The organism is Lactobacillus colini (assembly GCF_017874575.1).
Lineage (GTDB): Bacteria > Bacillota > Bacilli > Lactobacillales > Lactobacillaceae > Lactobacillus > Lactobacillus colini.
Window position 1 is genome coordinate 30532 of record NZ_JAGGLU010000015.1, and the last position, 17476, is coordinate 48007.

General features: G+C 34.0%; 15 protein-coding genes. 12 read left to right on the plus strand and 3 right to left on the minus strand.

What is annotated here, in order from left to right; all coding sequences use genetic code 11:
* Window positions 1-54 precede the first annotated feature (54 nt).
* Window positions 55-882 (minus strand): bifunctional hydroxymethylpyrimidine kinase/phosphomethylpyrimidine kinase, encoded by an 828-nt coding sequence (gene thiD, locus J2Z60_RS09890; protein ID WP_209687538.1) that lies wholly within the window; start codon window positions 880-882, stop codon window positions 55-57.
* Window positions 883-1028: 146 nt separating this feature from the next.
* Between thiD and J2Z60_RS09895 the strand changes: the two genes are divergently transcribed.
* Complete coding sequence (locus J2Z60_RS09895; RefSeq protein WP_209687539.1) at window positions 1029-1817, plus strand: tyrosine-protein phosphatase; 789 nt, start codon at window positions 1029-1031, stop codon at window positions 1815-1817.
* 56 nt (window positions 1818-1873) lie between these two features.
* On the opposite strand, the gene J2Z60_RS09900 is transcribed toward J2Z60_RS09895, so the two are convergent.
* On the minus strand, window positions 1874-2863 hold the full coding sequence (locus J2Z60_RS09900) for a LacI family DNA-binding transcriptional regulator (RefSeq protein ID WP_209687540.1): 990 nt from the start codon (window positions 2861-2863) through the stop codon (window positions 1874-1876).
* Window positions 2864-2879: 16 nt separating this feature from the next.
* The gene (locus J2Z60_RS09905) at window positions 2880-4322 is read right to left on the minus strand and encodes a sucrose-6-phosphate hydrolase (RefSeq protein WP_209687541.1); all 1443 of its coding nucleotides are present in this window, start codon (window positions 4320-4322) and stop codon (window positions 2880-2882) included.
* A gap of 240 nt (window positions 4323-4562) precedes the next feature.
* Here J2Z60_RS09905 and J2Z60_RS09910 point away from each other — a divergent pair, with 240 nt between their 5' ends.
* The 11 genes from J2Z60_RS09910 to J2Z60_RS09960 all read left to right on the plus strand — a co-directional run.
* On the plus strand, window positions 4563-6506 hold the full coding sequence (locus tag J2Z60_RS09910; RefSeq protein ID WP_209687542.1) for a sucrose-specific PTS transporter subunit IIBC: 1944 nt from the start codon (window positions 4563-4565) through the stop codon (window positions 6504-6506).
* Between the two features lie 268 nt (window positions 6507-6774).
* On the plus strand, window positions 6775-7296 hold the full coding sequence (locus J2Z60_RS09915; protein ID WP_245328798.1) for a streptococcin A-M57: 522 nt from the start codon (window positions 6775-6777) through the stop codon (window positions 7294-7296).
* A gap of 519 nt (window positions 7297-7815) precedes the next feature.
* The gene (locus tag J2Z60_RS09920; protein WP_209687543.1) at window positions 7816-9000 is read left to right on the plus strand and encodes an ATP-binding protein; all 1185 of its coding nucleotides are present in this window, start codon (window positions 7816-7818) and stop codon (window positions 8998-9000) included.
* A 96-nt stretch (window positions 9001-9096) separates the two neighbouring features.
* On the plus strand, window positions 9097-10074 hold the full coding sequence (locus J2Z60_RS09925; protein WP_209687544.1) for a LacI family DNA-binding transcriptional regulator: 978 nt from the start codon (window positions 9097-9099) through the stop codon (window positions 10072-10074).
* A gap of 130 nt (window positions 10075-10204) precedes the next feature.
* On the plus strand, window positions 10205-11491 hold the full coding sequence (locus J2Z60_RS09930; RefSeq protein ID WP_209687545.1) for an ABC transporter substrate-binding protein: 1287 nt from the start codon (window positions 10205-10207) through the stop codon (window positions 11489-11491).
* 25 nt (window positions 11492-11516) lie between these two features.
* Complete coding sequence (locus J2Z60_RS09935) at window positions 11517-12401, plus strand: carbohydrate ABC transporter permease (RefSeq protein ID WP_209687546.1); 885 nt, start codon at window positions 11517-11519, stop codon at window positions 12399-12401.
* Window positions 12394-13251 (plus strand): carbohydrate ABC transporter permease, encoded by an 858-nt coding sequence (locus J2Z60_RS09940; protein ID WP_209687547.1) that lies wholly within the window; start codon window positions 12394-12396, stop codon window positions 13249-13251. The genes J2Z60_RS09935 and J2Z60_RS09940 overlap by 8 nt, the downstream gene beginning before the upstream one ends.
* On the plus strand, window positions 13251-14549 hold the full coding sequence (locus J2Z60_RS09945) for a glycoside hydrolase family 32 protein (protein ID WP_209687548.1): 1299 nt from the start codon (window positions 13251-13253) through the stop codon (window positions 14547-14549). Before J2Z60_RS09940 ends, J2Z60_RS09945 begins: the two co-directional genes overlap by 1 nt.
* Window positions 14542-15651 (plus strand): ABC transporter ATP-binding protein, encoded by a 1110-nt coding sequence (locus tag J2Z60_RS09950; protein WP_209687549.1) that lies wholly within the window; start codon window positions 14542-14544, stop codon window positions 15649-15651. Before J2Z60_RS09945 ends, J2Z60_RS09950 begins: the two co-directional genes overlap by 8 nt.
* Window positions 15652-15797: 146 nt before the next feature.
* Window positions 15798-17240 carry a sucrose phosphorylase gene (gene gtfA, locus J2Z60_RS09955; protein WP_209687550.1) on the plus strand — a complete coding sequence of 481 codons (1443 nt, stop codon included), beginning with the start codon at window positions 15798-15800 and terminating at the stop codon, window positions 17238-17240.
* A 12-nt stretch (window positions 17241-17252) separates the two neighbouring features.
* A partial coding sequence (locus J2Z60_RS09960) for an ROK family protein (protein ID WP_209687551.1) occupies window positions 17253-17476 on the plus strand: 224 nt, incomplete at its 3' end.

Below are 17476 nucleotides of genomic sequence, written 5' to 3' on the forward strand. Positions count from 1 at the left end.
TCATATAGAATTTTCAGGACCTTTTAAATTGATCTAAGATCATCTTTTTGATTATTATTCATTTCTTTCAGTCATGATCTTCTGCGCAGCCAAGTGATTGATTGGACCATAGGTAGAACCAATGTCAATTGGATGAGATAGCGCCTCATAAGTAAAGTCTTTAGCAATGTGAACGGCTTGTTTTAGGTCAGTTCCTTTAGCTAATTCTGCTGCAATTACAGCAGAAAGAGTATCACCAGTACCGTTAACACGATCGGTCTTAAAGTAAGGCTTGCTAAGCCATTCATCACTACTGTCTTCTAAGAGTAGATAGTCCCTAACTTCAGTAGAGGTTCCGTCGTGATGGCCCTTCAATAAAACGTTACGTGCCCCCATGTTTTGAAGCATTTGAGCACCGCGTTTAATTTCGTCTTCGTTTTTTAATTCTAAGCCTGTAAGCTTTTGTGCTTCATAGAAGTTAGGCGTAATGATTGTTGCCAGTGGCAATAATTCATCTAAGAAGGCTTGATAAGCATCGTCAGCTAGTAGAGTAGCACCATGCTTAGTGATAATTACAGGATCTAAGACTATATTCTTCATCTTGTATTCTTTTAAGTTCTTGGCAACGACATCAATGATTTCTTTGTTAGCTAACATTCCTGTCTTGCTAGCACCGATATTATAGTCATCATCATTTAAGACATCGAATTGCTTTTGAATAAAGTCAATTGGCATTAATTGTTGAGCAAATATTCCCTTAGAATTACCAGCAACATTGGCTGTCACAAGTCCCATTCCGTATACTCCACGTGCATAGAATGTATGTAAGTCCGCAGGCATTCCAGCGCTGCCATCGCTATCGTGTCCCGCAATTGTAAGTGCCTGAATTTGTTTTTGAGCCATCCAAACATTCCTCCTTTAATAAAAAATACTTACCCATATCTTCACACATCTACTAGTTCTTGGCAACCAGTAATAATTGTGAGCAAAACTATTTTAAATAAGATAAAATTATAATTAGAAATTGAATGTAGAAAGGAATTTTCTATATGAAACATGATCGTTTAATAACACTAGACGGAACTGTGAATTTTAGAGATTTGGGCGGATATCGCAATAAAGACGGGCAACATCTTAAATGGAATAAAATTTATCGTGCAGATTCATTAAGTTCCTTATCTGCCAATGATGAGGCAAAGCTTGAAGAAATGAGGGTTACGATAGACTGCGATTTGCGTTCAACTAATGAACAAGCTATGGCGCCAGATCAATTATGGGATGGAGTCCAATATATTGACTGTCATCTTTATGCAGAAACTAGGGATGGTAGTTTTGCTAAAGAAAAGGATCGGGCGGTTTATAAATTTTTGCACCATATTCCCAAGATTAACGGAACTAACAACTTCTTAGGTGAAATTTATCAAAATGTGATCCTTAGCCCTGCAAGTCAGGCGGCATTTGCCAAGGTATTTGCCAACTTATTAACTTTACCTGAAGATGAGGGACTTGTATTTCATTGCAGTGCTGGCAAGGATCGGACAGGGATGACCGCTGCATTACTTTTAACTGCCTTGGGAGTTGATGATAAGACAATATCACAAGATTATTTATTGACGAATCAACTTTATAGCTTTGGTCTAAAAAAGCAAATCCCAAGTGATTCGGAAATGATTAACTTAGTTAATCGAATGAACGTTACTCAAGGTGAGGGTACAGCAATTAAGGGTGTTACCCAGACCATAAATGAGGGCTTTGGCGGGTTTGATAAGTACTTTATTAAGGTTTTAGGCTTTAGTAAAGAAGATCTAACAAGACTAAGAGAACTCTATCTAGAATAATTACAACACAAATCAAAAAATGGAGAAGGACTGCAAACTTCTCCATTTTTTGATTTTTAATTATTACTTGAAGATTCTCGTTTTAAGATTTTAACTGGTAGTTTATAAGTTGAAGTTTCTAAAGTTTTATCGGGATCGGCTATTCTCTCTTCCAATAATTTAACTAATAATTGAGCAATTGCGCCAAGTGGCTGCACAATTGTAGAAAGTTCAGGATGATAAGTTTGAATGTAATCAGTACCATCAAAACCAATGACCTTAAGGTCATTGGGAACTTTAATTCCAAGCTTTTTAGCAATATTTAGAACTAAAATTGCCGTTAAGTCATCAGAAGCTACGATACCGTCCACCTTATGGAACTGTAATAAGTCTTTAATGGCCATTTCTTTAAGTTCAGGCGTTTCACCAAAGATTACTGGATGAATGTGCTGAGTTAAGCCAAGCTTCTCAATTGTCTCTTTATATCCTTCAAGTCGGCGCTGAGTAGGATGACCATCTAAAACAGGATTACCAACAAAATAAATATGACGTGCCCCATTGTCATATAGTTCTTGTGTTGCCAAACAGCCACCTTGATAGTTATCGGCTGTAACGATAGGAATATTATCAGATAATTGTCTATCAAAAGAAATAATCGGTAAGCCTGTCTTTTGATATTCATCAATTCCCAAGTTGTGGGCACCAGCGATAATACCATCTACTTGATTAGCCATAAGCATTTGCAAGTAAGTACGTTCTTTTTCTTTATCGTTACCAGCGTTACAGAGGATAGTCTTATAACCTGAGCTGAAAAGTTGCTTTTCAATTTCGGCTACTAATTCACCAAAGAAAGGATTAGCAATACTAGGAAAGATTACGCCTACCAACTTAGTCTTCTTACCTTGAAGGGAGCGAGCTAGGGAGTTAGGTTGATAATTTAACTCTTTCATCGCTTGGTGAACTTTTTGGCGGGTTCGATCGCTAATATAGCCGTAATTATTTATTACTCGGGAAACGGTTGTAACTGAACATTGTGCTAATTTTGCAACATCTGTTAATTTTGCCATTTTTCTTCCTACTTAATTAAAGAATTGAGTGCATGTCCCATAATTTCCCAGTGTAGTTAATATTTTGATCAAATGAAATAGTTGTATTCGACTTACTAAAGAAGCGAAGTGTCATCACATGGCGACCGTTATTAATGAAAATTTCACATAATGAACCATCAATAAAGATATCTAGATCAAGATCTTGATTATCTCCTAAAGAAATTGTACGGGTTGCACCATAATCTGGATTGATAGCAGGGCCATGGCTGCGGTCAACAGTTAAGTGAGCATCAGAACTAGTATTAAAGTTCAAAATTAAGTCGCTTAAGTGAAGGCTCGAGCTTTGGCCTGCTGCAATTTTTAATTTTAGCTCATATTGACGCTTAGCATCAGAGCTAATTATCTTTTTATTAGTAATGCTTACTTCATTATAGCGTAAGTTACGCATAGCTGGAACAGGATGCTGGTATAGTTGGCCATCTTTAATCTCTAATTGTTTAACTTGGCTATAGCAGTTAGCCCAGCCTTCTTGGTCTGTTGGCGGATAGGTAGAATCCGGCAATCCTACCCAGGAGATAGCGTAGGCTGTGCCGTCAGGAGCATTAAATGCTTGTGTGGCATAAACATCAAAGCCATCGTCTAAGTTAATAGGAGCTAATTGTGCTGGTGAGAACTTAGCACTCGATAAGTCGATATCCTTACCAATTAAATACATATTAGGGTAGACATTATCATAATTAGTAATTGACTTATCTAATCCTTGAGGACAAAAGATTAATACAGGTTGTCCATTAATAAAGACTAAATTAGGGCATTCAATCATATATCCCATTTCATTAGGAAGAGAAAGATAGCCATTTTCATGCCAATGAATTAAGTCAGTAGATTCATAGACATCAATCTGGCCAGTCTTAGTCTTTTTATCTTGAGCACCTAAAATTACATAAAATTTATCATCATGTTCAAACAATTGTGGATCGCGGAAGTGCTCAGTTACATGATCTGGTGGCAGAATAGTTGCTTCATCTTTTTTGGTAATATGATTATCCTGATCCATTTCAGCAATAATTTGATATGGAATTCTAGTCCAATCTGCATCGCGATGATTACCAGTGTACATTAATAAGAGCTTACCGTCGTGTGCCATTGCTGAACCTGAATAAGCACCAGCGTTATCTTTATCCATATCAGGATTAATTGCCTGACCAAGGTAGTGCCAATGAACTAAATCATCAGAAGCATAATGAGTCCATGACTTTAAGCCATGAACGGGGCCAAATGGATATGATTGGCAAAATAGGTGGTATTCACCATTGTAGTAAGAAAAGCCGTTCGGATCGTTCATTAATCCAGATAGGGGATGCATGTGGTAGTGCATTTGATACTTAGAAGTTGCTGCTTGTGCTTGTAATTGTAATAAGGTTGCAGCATCCCAGTCGCTATATTTTTTATATCTTTGTTCACGAGTCCATTCCATAATTAGTCATCCTTATCTTTAAAATGTAAACGCATTCTATATAAAGAATAGTAAGATAAATAGTTATATATGTCAATCGAATATCATATTGATAATTGCGATAAATAAATATTTTTGGTAGGTTAACTATATTTTTCTAAATAAAATTATGATAAACGCTTGACACATTTTTAGAATGCGCTATCATAGTAAATGTAATTAAAGTATAAAACGCTTACAACTTACAGGGAGGAAAATACTATGGATCACAAAAAAGTTGCCGAAGTTGTGATCAAGGCTGTTGGTCGCGATAATCTTGTAGCAGCAGCACACTGTGCAACGCGTTTACGGCTAGTTTTAAAAGATGACAGTAAGGTTGACTTGAAGATGCTGGATAATGATCCAGATATTAAGGGTACTTTTAAGACTAATGGTCAGTTCCAGGTTATTATCGGGCCTGGGGATGTTAACAATGTTTATGATGAGTTTATCAAGTTAACAGGGCTTTCAGAATTATCCACTGAGGACTTGAAGAAGGTGTCACAAAAGAACCAGAAGTTTAATCCGGTGATGGCCTTTATCAAGCTCTTATCTGATATCTTTGTACCAATTATCCCAGCTTTAGTTGCTGGTGGTTTATTAATGGCTTTGAACAACTTCTTGACTCAGCCAGGATTATTCGGTTCTAAGTCAGTAGTTCAAATGGCTCCTAATATTGCCGGATTGTCTGAGATGATCCAATTAATGTCAGCTGCACCATTTATCTTTATGCCAATCTTAGTTGGTATTTCAGCAGCTAAGCGGTTTGGTGCTAACCAATTCTTGGGTGCATCTATCGGTATGATCATGACCACTCCTAACTTAGGTGGTGCAGGCAAGTTCTGGGATATTTTTGGGATGCATGTTTCTCAAACTAATTACCAATACCAAGTTATCCCAGTTTTGGTAGCTGTATGGTTACTTGCCTTCTTAGAAAAGAGATTCCACAAGTGGCTACCATCAGCCGTTGACTTTACTTTTACACCACTTCTTTCAGTGATGATTACTGGTTTCTTGACTTTCGTAATTATTGGACCAGTCTTTAAGGGTGTATCTGATGCAATTACTAATGCAATCGTATGGCTTTACAATACTACTGGCGCATTTGGTATGGGTGTCTTTGGATTAACATACTCAGCTATCGTTACTACTGGGCTGCACCAAAGTTTTCCAGCAGTTGAAACTCAATTATTGGCACAATTCGCTCAAGGCAAGGGCGCAGGTGACTTTATCTTCGTTGTTGCATGTATGGCTAACGTTGCTCAAGGTGCCGCAACTTTTGCAGTATACTTCTTAACTAAGAACAAGAAGGTTAAGGGCTTGGCTTCATCATCCGGTGTTTCAGCATTGCTTGGTATTACTGAGCCAGCCTTGTTCGGTGTTAACTTGAAGTACAAGTTCCCATTCTTTAGTGCTTTAATCGGTTCTGGTATTGCTGCAGCCTTTGCAGGATTGATGCATGTAACTGCTGCTGCATTGGGTTCAGCTGGCTTCTTAGGCTTCTTATCAATCGTACCAAAGACTATCCCAATGTGGGTAGTTGCAGTTGCAATTAGCTTTGTAGCTTCATTTGTAATTACTTTCATTTATGGTAAAGGTCACCTTAAGGAAGATGTTGCTGTTGAAACAGCTACTGTTAAGTCTGCCGGTGATGAAGTAGAGCAAGAAGAAAAGGCTCAAGCAATCATTAAGGCAGAAGATGAATTGCATGATGAAGTAATTGCTGCCCCTGTAACCGGTAAAACAGAAAGCTTAACTAAGGTTAATGACCCAGTCTTCTCAACCAAGGCGATGGGTAATGGTGCTGCTATCATACCTAGTGATGGCACTATCTACTCACCAGTAACTGGTGAAATAACTGTTGCTTATGAAACTAAACATGCTTATGGGATTAAATCTGATAATGGTGCTGAAGTTTTAATTCATATTGGTATTGATACTGTTAACTTAAAAGGCGAAGGATTCAGCACTGATGTCAAGCAAGGTCAACATGTTGAAAAAGGCGATAAGCTTGGAACTGTTGACTTAGATGTTGTAACTAAGGCAGGGTATGACCCAACTGTTATGACAATTATTACTAATACCGCCAACTATGCAAATGTTGAGCGGATTGATGGCGAAGATAAGAAGCACGGCGATGACTTAATTGCTGTAACTAAACGTTAATTATCTTTTTCCTACACTTAATACTTTATATTTCCCCTTTTACTAAGAAAGTACCTGCAGCCGCTTGGGTTGTGGGTATTTTTTTGTATAAAAAAGTCGTATTAAAAATGTTAATGTGTAATACCATTTAGCTTAGAATATTTTATAATGTCGAAAATAATTATAAAAATAAAAAATAAAAATTATTAAAAAAATATTTATATAATTAATTATATTATGTATAATAAATATAAATATAATTATAAAAAAAGAAAGGAAGCGGTTGAATATGTTTACTATGAGTTTGGAGAAAAAACGGTGTTTTAGTTTATTGATGGTATTTACCATTTTTTTAGAATTGCTTATAGCTGTGGTTACACCTGCAAGGGTAAATGCTAGTGTTCAAGAAGATAAAGAAATTGAGCTTGTTGCGAATGAACTTGAAGCTATGTTTTCTAATGGTGTTACAGAGAATAATCTTAAGAACTATGTTAATGAAAATTATGACAGTAGGGATATTTCGACTGCTGAAAAGGAATTAAATACTAGTCTAAAGAAAACAAATTACAATTATCTTTTGAGATCAAAATTCAGTTGGAATAAGTTTGGAAATTGCATGGTTAATGAGATTAAAGATGAATTTTTTGCAATGATTAATGTTGCTACAATTGTTAAGTATGCTAAAAAGAAATCTTGGAAGAAGTTAGCTGGGGTAGTTTTAAAATTTGCTAAAGCAAATGGATTAAAGACGAACGTAGCAATAATAGCTGGTCAATTAGCTGTTTGGGCTATTAAGTGTGGTATTGGATAACATGATTAAATACATTATAGACTGGCTAATTACGTATGCTGTTTTCTTTGTGGAAGAATGGGTGTATAGAGGAAAACCTTCATTCTTAGTGCCACTTTTGATTACAATAGTTCTTGCATTTATAAGCTATCTTCTTTTAGAACCCAAAAAAACAAAAGCAAAAAGACATTAATAGTATTGAATGAAAAATCGTGAACTTTAGTTTATGTATCAAGAACAGTATCTAGTTTAGTAGTAAAAGTCTTAAGATAAACATAAAACCCAGATAGCAAACTAAAGAATAGTAGAAAAAACTTCTAAGAAAGTTAAAATCAGACCGAGTTCAAAATTTAAATTGAATAATAGCTAAAAATATAGATTTTAACTATTTCTTTTAATACCCACAGTCGCTTAGGTTGTGGGTATTTTTTTGCATATAATTATAATTAATTATAACCTTTTGCAAAAATATATTATAATTATAATTAACTATAATAAAATAGATAAAATTAAATATAGTTATAATTATGAGGGAAATCAATGATATTAAGACCCACTTATTTAGAAAAACTTGACCAATTGCGTGACAAACAGATAATTAAAGTTTTAACTGGTGTACGTCGTTCTGGAAAGTCAACTCTTCTAGAACTTTATCAAAACAAATTATTAAAAGAGGGCGTTCAACCAGAACAAATTCAGGTATTTAATTTTGAAGACTGGGGATTAACTGACTTGACTGATTATCAGAAGCTTTATGAATATATCAATGAACGTCTTGTTCATAATAAGATGAACTATATATTTATTGATGAAATTCAGAATGTGTCACACTTCGAGAAGGCTGTAGATAGCTTATTTATCAAAAAGAATGTAGATTTATACATTACAGGATCAAATGCATTCATGTTATCAGGCGAATTGGTTACCTTACTTTCGGGTAGATATATTGAGATACCAGTCTATCCTTTTTCATTTAAAGAGTTTATTGAAACAGAGAAAAATTTATCTAAATCAGAAGCATTAGCACATTATTTAGATAGGGGAGGTTTTCCCTTTGCGACAGAGTTGAAGGATAATAATACTTATTTGTCTTATGTACAAGGAATTATAAATACGGTCTTGATTAAGGATATTTTGAGTAGGATGCAGCGGGGAAATGCTACATTATTAGAAGCTATTGCGGCTTTTTTGACAGATGCTAGTGGTAGTTTGATAAATACAAATAAAATTACTAATACCTTAATGTCTAATAAGTTAAAGACTACAAATATGACTGTAATTTCATATCTAGAAAAGCTAGTCAACTCATATTTATTCTACCAATGCAGTCGCTATGATATTGCCGGCAAAAAATATCTTCAAGTTAATAATAAGTATTATCCAGTTGATCCTGCCTTAAGGAGAGCATTATTAGGGCAAAAAAGGCCCAATATGGGTAGTCGTCTAGAAGGTATTGTTTATTTAGAATTGAAGCGTCGTGGTTATGAGGTTTATGTTGGAAGGTTAGGCAACAAAGAAATAGACTTTGTAGCAGTTAAAGATGGCGTGCGTGAATATTATCAGGTAAGTTTGAGCTTACAAGATGAAAAAACTTATCAGCGTGAAATTACGCCATTTTTAGCAATTAAAGATAATTATCGTAAAATTCTATTAACTCAAGATCCAGGTAACTATAATGACAATGGCATTGAACAAAAGAATGTGATTGATTGGTTATTGGATTGATAGGCAATAAGAATAAAATTATATAGTTTCACGTGAAACAAAAGCATTAATCCCATGCTAAAATTACTTATGAATTATCTCAAGGAGGAATAGATTATGGCAACAATGAAAGACGTCGCTAAGCTTGCTGGGGTAAGTTTAGGAACGGTGTCTAGGGTAATAAATAAAGCTTCCGGAATTAAACCGAGTACCTTGGCTAAAGTTGAACAAGCAATTAGAGAATTGAATTACATTCCAGATGAATATGCAAGAGGATTAAAAACACAATCTTCAAAAACAGTAGCATTAATTATTCCAACAATCTGGCATCCTTTTTTCTCAGAATTTGCATATTTTGTTGAAAAAAGTTTAGATAGTCTTGGATATAAGATGTTACTTTGTAATTCAGATGGTAATTCTGAAGAAGAACATAAATATATAAAAATGGTAAAGCAAAATAAAATTGATGCGATTATAGCAATCACTTATAGTGATATAGATCAGTATATTTACTCGGGTATTCCATTTGTTAGTTTGGACAGATACTTTAAGCAAAAGATTTCTTATGTTGAATCAGATAATTATCAAGGTGGTCAAATAGCAGCACAAGAACTTTTAAAGCATGGTGCTAAGCAATTGGCTTATATTGGTAGTCATAGTAAGTATCCTAATGACACAATGCGTAGAAAAAAGGGCTTTGATGATTATTTAAAAGAGAAAAATATAGAATTTTTTGATATTTATTTACAAGAACCCGTTAAAGATTTTGAGCCATCTATAAAAGAGTTACTAGCTGCACATCCTAATATTGATGGGATTTTTTGTCATAATGATGATCGATTATTAAATGTCAAACATATTTTAGAAAAATTAGGGTACAGAATTCCAGATGACATACAATTAATTGGCTTTGATGGAGTATCTAGTTCAAAGGACTGGCCTATTGAAATTTCTACAATTAGGCAACCGGTTCCTAAATTGGCTGAGGGAGCGGTTAGCTTAGTTATGAAAAAAATTAAGAATCCAAATATTAAGAATGAGATTTATAAATACCCTGTAACTTTTAGGGAAGGAAATACTACAAAAAACTATTGACAAATAATGAAAGCGATTTTATTATATAGATGTAAATTGAAACGTTTCAAAAATATTTTTTTGAAATTAGTTATGTGAAACGTTTTTATTTTTAAACAAAATTGAAACGTTTCAAAAAAGGAGAAAGTTTATGAAAAAGTGGAAATTGGGATTAGCTATGCTTGCATCTGTTTCAGCTTTTGCACTTGCAGGTTGCGGTAACAAACAAAGTAGTAATAATGACAAGAACATAACGATGTGGGTTCATATCTCTGACGAAGATCCAGAGGGTAAGGCCTTAGCACAGAATATCAAAGAATTTAACAAAGAAAATAAAGAAGGATATAAGGCTAAAGTACAATATATTCCTCGTTCTGGTTCAGGTGGTGGTTATGAAGATAAGGTTAATGCAGCACTAAATTCAGGGAGTTTACCAGATGTGTTAACTCTTGACGGACCAAATACAGCTGCATACGCCAATTCTAAGATTATTCAACCAATTGGAAAATATATTTCTGATAAAGATGATTTTCTTAAAACTATCATTGACCAAGGAACATACAAAGATAAGTTATATGCCATTGGATATTCAGAATCAAGCGTAGGATTCTATTACAACAAGAAAATGTTCAAAGAAGCAGGAATTAAAGATTCTGAATTGCCAACTCTTGAAAAGCCATGGACTTGGGATCAATTTATAAATATTTGTAAAAAGCTGAAAGATCATTTTCATGAACCAGCAATTAATATGAATTTGAATGACCACTCAGAAATGGCCTTATATTCATTAGCACCACTTGTATGGTCAGCCGGCGGTAGTATAACTAACCCCGCAGGAACTAAGGCCGAAGGTTATTTCAATTCTAAGCAAACTACTTCAGCTTTCCAATTTATTCAAAACATGGTTAAAGATGGATACACTACTATTTCACCAAAAGATAAGGGATTTGAAACCGGTAAATATGCAATGACTATGACTGGTACATGGGAAGTTCAAACTTTAGATAATCAATATAAGAATCTAAAATGGGGTGTTCTTCCTTATCCAGTATCACCAAAGACTAAGAAAGAAGTATCACCGACAGGCTCATGGCAATACGCAATGACTTCTGCTGCAAAGAATAAGAAAGCAGCTGGTGCTTTAATTAACTTCTTAGTAAGCAAGAAAGCAATGTATAGAAGTGATATGGCTAATACAGTTTTACCAGCTCGTAAGAGTGTATCCAAGATGATGGAACCTAAGGTTAACTCAGCTATGAAATTCTTCATAAAGCAAAACCAAACCACAGGTCATGCACGTCCAGTTTTAGTTAACTATCCACAAGTTACTAGAACCTTTGCTGAAACTGTTCAAAATGTAACTTTATATAAGAAAAATCCTGATGTTCAAAAGGTTATGAATCAACAAGCTCAAGTTATTCAAAAATACTTAAAATAATTAGGAATTTAAAGGGAGCATTCATATGCAAACTAAAGGATTGAGAAGGCAAGTGGGTTGGTTATATGTACTGCCGGCACTATTGTTGTTATTGACGTTTTTAATTATTCCATTTTTGATGTCATTTAGTTATTCTTTTACAGACTATAATATTTTGACACCAAATGTAAAAAATTTCGTTGGTCTTCAAAATTATATTAATACTTTTAAAGATCCAGTATTTTTACAAAGCTTGAAGAATATTGCTCAGTTTATTGTCTTTATTATGCCAATACAAGTCGGAGCAGCTTTAGGATTAGCACTAATAGTTAATAAAAAGCGTCCAGGTAACATGTTCTTTAAAATTTCATTTTTTGCTCCACAAGTTGTGTCACTAACAGTTGTCTCAATTCTGTGGATGTATATTTTGAATCCGGATCAAGGCTTATTAAATGGTATTTTGGGGATATTCCATATTAAGCCTCAGCCATTCTTGACATCTCCAAAGCAAGCAATGTTTGCCATTATTGGAGTATCAGCTTGGCAAGGCGCAGGTTATCAAATGCTGATTTTCCTTTCAGGTTTACAAAGTATCCCTCAGTCACTTTATGAAGCTGCAGAGTTAGATGGTGCCAATGCATGGCAAAGATTTATTCATATTACTTTACCGATGCTTAAGCCAACATCAGTTATGATTTTGACTACTACATTTATTAGTGCCTTTAACTTAATGACACAGCCAATGATTATGACGCAAGGTGGACCTCAAAACTCAACTATGACACCAATCTATTACATTTATCGTACTGGCTTTACTGATCGCCAATTAGGATATGCGAGTGCCATGAGTGTAATTTACGGTATTGTGATTATTATCTTTACTATTATTCAAAGAAAGATTACTAATGCTGGAGGTGATGAGAATGAATAGAATTATTTCTCGCAAAACATTCCATATAGTATGGACTACAGTCTTAATTACTTTATTGGCTCTATTCTTCTTATTCCCGTTAGTTTGGATGATTGTTTCCTCAATGAAGCCTGAACAGCAAATTTACAATAATATCAGTAACTTCAAGGCGTTTTTGCCATCAGCTAATATAAGCGAATGGGGCAAGGCATACAGTAGTATTTTTCACCGTTTTAATGTATTTCGCTATATTTTGAACAGTGTGTTCTATGCTGTTTCATTGACAATTGGATCTTTACTAGTAAATTCTTTGGCAGGTTATGGATTTGCTAAATATAAGTTTACTGGTAGAAAGCTAATTTTTGGCTTGTTAATTGCAATGTTAGTTATACCTGGAGCTACTTTATTAATTCAACAGTTCCAAGTTGCCAAGACTATAGGAATTTTGAATACCCCATTGGCAGTAATTTTACCAGGTATGTCGAGTCCATTTTATATTTATATGTTTCGAAATGCTTTTGCCGAAATTCCAGATAGTGTGACAGAAGCTGCAGAATTGGATGGAGCTAGCAATTTAAGAATTTTTTGGAATATTTTACTTCCAATGACAATGCCTACTGTTGCAACTGTTGGTACACTTTCGTTTATTGGTAGCTGGAATGATTATGTATGGCCATTGATGGTTTTGACAAATTCTGATCAATTCCCATTGCAAGTTGCTATTACTAATATTAATAATACTCAACCTGTATATATGAACCAAGTGATGTCCATCTTAACAATTTCGACTGTACCATTAATATTAGTCTATATCTTTTTCCAAAAGTACTTGGTTCAAGGTATGGGATCTGCTGGGAATGGTGATAAGTAATGAATGCAAATGAGTATATTTATAAAAAAATTAGAACATTGGATGGTGATGATTTAAGACCTAAACTGCATTTTACAGCCCCTTATGGCTGGTTGAATGATCCAAATGGATTAATTTTTTACAAAAATTATTATCATCTGTTCTACCAATATAATCCTTATGGCACTATGTGGGACACAATGCATTGGGGCCATGCTAGAAGTAAAGATTTGATTCATTGGCAAGACTTACCTATTGCTATGTTTCCAGATCATGACTATGACAAAGGCGGAGTATTTTCAGGATCATCAATTGAAAAGGACGGCCGCTTATATGTAATTTACACTGGACATGTGATTAGTGAAGATAGTGCAGTTGAAACGCAATGTGTAGCTTGGTCAGATGATGGCATTAACTTTACTAAATATGAAAATAACCCTGTTATGACTTACGATGATGTTCCTGGAGCTAATAATCCAGCTAACTTTCGTGATCCAAAAGTATTTGAACATGATGGCAAATACTATTGTGTCTTAGCTGCTGAAATTCAGTCAAAGGGAAGTATAGTTTTATTTGAATCTAAAGATTTATTATCTTGGCATTTTAAGAAAGTCTTATTACAAGATAATAAGATATTAGGGATTATGACAGAATGTCCTGATTTCTTTAGTGTTGCTGGAAATGATTATATTTTGTTTAGTTCAATTTTTGGAATTGGTCAAAATAGTATCGTATATGCAGCTCAAGGAAAAATGGATTGGAGTAACTTTGATTTTGAAATAAATAAAATTAAACGGGTTGATCAATCTGATGATTTTTATGCTTCTCAATCATTAGTGGATAAGGATAATCGTAGAATAATGATTCCTTGGCTTAGGAGTGTTGATCATACTGATTATTTATCACGGACTAATCACTCTTGGAATGGAATGATGGGAATTCCAAGAATAATGGAAAATCAAAATAAAAATTTGATTCAAAAGCCGATAGGTACAATTAAGGAATTATCAAAAGATATAAGTAACATTAGCTTAGGAGTTTATCGAATAACAGATTTTCTAATAAATCAAAAACTAATTTTAAAAGGTAAAAATGGTCAAGCTGAAATTTTAAGATATGTAGACAGATATTTAATCTCAATAGATTCTCCAGTTTTTAAGCGGAAGTTTGAATTGAAATCAAATGTTGCTGAAATAGAATTTGTTAATGATGATTCGGTTTTAGAATTTTATAGTAATGATGCAGCAATGAGTATTGTTACTTTTATTACAGGGATTGACCATATTTCATATGTCAAAGAGGTAGAAACTAATGGTTAAAATTGACTTAGATCATGTTTATAAAAAATATGATAATGCTAAAAATTATTCTGTAAAGGACTTCAATCTCCATATTAATCCCCAAGAATTTATAGTTTTTGTTGGACCATCAGGTTGTGGGAAATCAACAACTTTAAGAATGATTGCAGGTCTAGAAGATATTACCAAGGGTACTTTTAAAATTGATGGTAAAGTCATGAATGATGTAGCACCTAAGAATCGTGACATTGCCATGGTCTTTCAGAATTATGCTTTATATCCTCATATGACTGTTTATGATAATATGGCTTTTGGATTGAAATTGAATAAAGTATCAAAATCTGAAATTGATAAAAAGATTCAAAAAGCTTCTGAAATTTTAGGCTTAAAAGAATATCTAAAGCGTAAGCCTGCCGCCTTATCTGGTGGACAACGTCAGCGTGTCGCTTTAGGACGAGCAATTGTTAGGGATGCTCCTATATTCTTAATGGATGAACCCTTATCAAATTTAGATGCTAAGCTACGTGTTACTATGCGGGCTGAAATTGCCAAGATTCATCAACAGCTTAAAACTACTACTATTTATGTAACTCACGATCAAACTGAAGCTATGACTTTAGCAGATAGAATTGTAGTTTTAAAAGATGGTCAAATTCAACAAGTTGGTACCCCAATGGAAGTTTATAACAAGCCTGCCAATGTTTTTGTGGCTGGATTCATTGGATCACCAGCAATGAATTTCTTTAATGTCAAACTTGAAAATGGTTTGGTTCATGATATAAATGGAGATTTTAATATTCCTGTTCCAGAAGGTAAGTTAAATATTTTAAAAGATAAAGGATATGATGGTCAGGAACTAATTATGGGTATTAGACCTGAAGATGTTCATACAGAACAGGTATTCTTAGAAAGCTTTCCTCATAATGTTGTAGAATCAACGGTTGTTGTATCTGAGCTTTTAGGCTCTGAAACTCAATTGTATACTAATCTGGGTGGTACCGAATTAGTATCAAAGGTAGATGCACGTGATTTTGCTAAGCCGGGTGCTCATGTAAAGATGGGCTTTGAAATGAATAAGGTTCACTTCTTTGATAAAGATAGTGAAGAAACTTTAGATAACTAAACTTAATGTATGCAATCTTAATTATTTTCCCTCTAAATTAAGAAATATACTGTATATTGCACACTGCTTTTAAACAATATACTTAAAAAGTCAACTTGCTGATACAGGTTGACTTTTTATATATATAAAATTATCAGGAGAAAATTATGAAATTACAAAATAAAACAATGTTAATAACTTATGCAGATAGTCTAGGAAATAATCTGCATGACTTACAGGAAGTTATGGATAAGTACTTTAAGGATGCAATAGGTGGTATTCATTTATTGCCGATCTTTCCATCGACAGGAGATCGTGGCTTCTCACCAACTCGATATGATCAAATAGATCCAAAATTTGGAACGTGGGCTGATGTAGAAAAGTTAGGTGAACAATACTACCTAATGTTTGATTTTATGATTAATCACTTATCTAAACATTCCGACCAATATCTTAATTATCAAAAGAACAAGGATAACAGTAAATATAAAGACTTGTTCCTAAATTGGAATAAATTTTGGTCTCAAGGTCGTCCGACTAAAGAAGATATTGACTTAATTTATAAACGCAAAGACAAAGCGCCATATCAAAAAATTGAGTTTGCAGATGGAACAAGTAGTAAAGTATGGAATACCTTTGGGGATGAACAAATTGATCTTGATATTAGAAGTAAAGTAACACAAAAATTTATAAAAGATTCACTACAAGGCTTAGCTAAGCATGGTGCAAGTATGATAAGGTTAGATGCTTTTGCTTATGCAGTAAAGAAGCTTGATACAAATGATTTCTTTGTAGAACCTGAAATTTGGGAATTACTTGATAAGGTAAAGGAGTATTTAAAGAATACAGAAGTACAACTTTTACCAGAAATCCATGAGCATTATACAATGCCCATGAAGGTATCAAAGCATGGATATTATATTTATGACTTTGCCTTACCAATTGTTCTGTTATATTCAATTTATACAGGTAAGAGTAATCGCCTGGCTGCTTGGCTAAGAAAGTCGCCGATGAAGCAATTTACTACTCTTGATACTCATGATGGTATAGGAGTAGTAGATGCTAAAGACATATTAAGCGATGACGAACTTGAAGATACTACTAATGAGTTATATAAGGTAGGAGCCAATGTAAAGCGCAAATATTCCGGCACAGAATACCATAACTTAGATATTTATCAAATTAATACTACTTATTATTCTGCTCTAGGAGATGACGATCAAAAGTACTTCTTAGCAAGGTTATTGCAAATTTTTGCTCCAGGTATACCACAGATTTATTATGTTGGATTACTTGCAGGTAGAAATGATTTAAAGCTTCTCGAAGAAACAAAAGAAGGAAGAAATATTAATCGTCACTACTATTCAATTGACGAAATAGATCAGGAAGTTAAAAGACCTGTTGTTCAAAAGCTGCTCAATCTTTTGAAGTTTAGAAATAATACTCCTGCTTTTGATCTTGATGGTCAAATTAAAATAGAAACACCTTCAGAAAATGAAATCACTATTAAAAGAAGCAATAAGGATAGTGACGATATTGCTGAAGTTAGAGTTAATTTGAAGGAATTAAGCTATAGCGTTGAATATAATGGTAAAAGGATAGATTTTTAAATGAGGTATAAAATGACAGAAAATAAATATGTTGGTAGTATCGAAGCTGGCGGTACTAAGTTCATTGTTGCTGTGCAAGATGTTGATAGTGGCAAGATTATTGCTCAAGATCGAATCTCAACTCAAGATCCTAAAAAGACCCTTGAACAAAGTGCAGCCTTCTTCAAAGAGAATCCTGTTAATGCACTAGGTATCGGAACCTTTGGTCCAATTGATATTAATGAGAACTCTAGAAC

Excerpts from the sequence above, each read along its gene's own strand:
- J2Z60_RS09925 (WP_209687544.1), top strand. The coding sequence starts at position 9,097 with ATGGCAACAATGAAAGACGTCGCTAAGCTTGCTGGGGTAAGTTTAGGA.
- J2Z60_RS09895 (WP_209687539.1), top strand. The coding sequence starts at position 1,029 with ATGAAACATGATCGTTTAATAACACTAGACGGAACTGTGAATTTTAGA.
- J2Z60_RS09950 (WP_209687549.1), top strand. The coding sequence starts at position 14,542 with ATGGTTAAAATTGACTTAGATCATGTTTATAAAAAATATGATAATGCT.
- J2Z60_RS09920 (WP_209687543.1), top strand. The coding sequence starts at position 7,816 with ATGATATTAAGACCCACTTATTTAGAAAAACTTGACCAATTGCGTGAC.
- J2Z60_RS09910 (WP_209687542.1), top strand. The coding sequence starts at position 4,563 with ATGGATCACAAAAAAGTTGCCGAAGTTGTGATCAAGGCTGTTGGTCGC.
- thiD (WP_209687538.1), bottom strand. The coding sequence starts at position 882 with ATGGCTCAAAAACAAATTCAGGCACTTACAATTGCGGGACACGATAGC.
- J2Z60_RS09930 (WP_209687545.1), top strand. The coding sequence starts at position 10,205 with ATGAAAAAGTGGAAATTGGGATTAGCTATGCTTGCATCTGTTTCAGCT.
- J2Z60_RS09935 (WP_209687546.1), top strand. The coding sequence starts at position 11,517 with ATGCAAACTAAAGGATTGAGAAGGCAAGTGGGTTGGTTATATGTACTG.
- J2Z60_RS09900 (WP_209687540.1), bottom strand. The coding sequence starts at position 2,863 with ATGGCAAAATTAACAGATGTTGCAAAATTAGCACAATGTTCAGTTACA.
- J2Z60_RS09945 (WP_209687548.1), top strand. The coding sequence starts at position 13,251 with ATGAATGCAAATGAGTATATTTATAAAAAAATTAGAACATTGGATGGT.
- J2Z60_RS09905 (WP_209687541.1), bottom strand. The coding sequence starts at position 4,322 with ATGGAATGGACTCGTGAACAAAGATATAAAAAATATAGCGACTGGGAT.
- J2Z60_RS09915 (WP_245328798.1), top strand. The coding sequence starts at position 6,775 with ATGTTTACTATGAGTTTGGAGAAAAAACGGTGTTTTAGTTTATTGATG.
- gtfA (WP_209687550.1), top strand. The coding sequence starts at position 15,798 with ATGAAATTACAAAATAAAACAATGTTAATAACTTATGCAGATAGTCTA.
- J2Z60_RS09940 (WP_209687547.1), top strand. The coding sequence starts at position 12,394 with ATGAATAGAATTATTTCTCGCAAAACATTCCATATAGTATGGACTACA.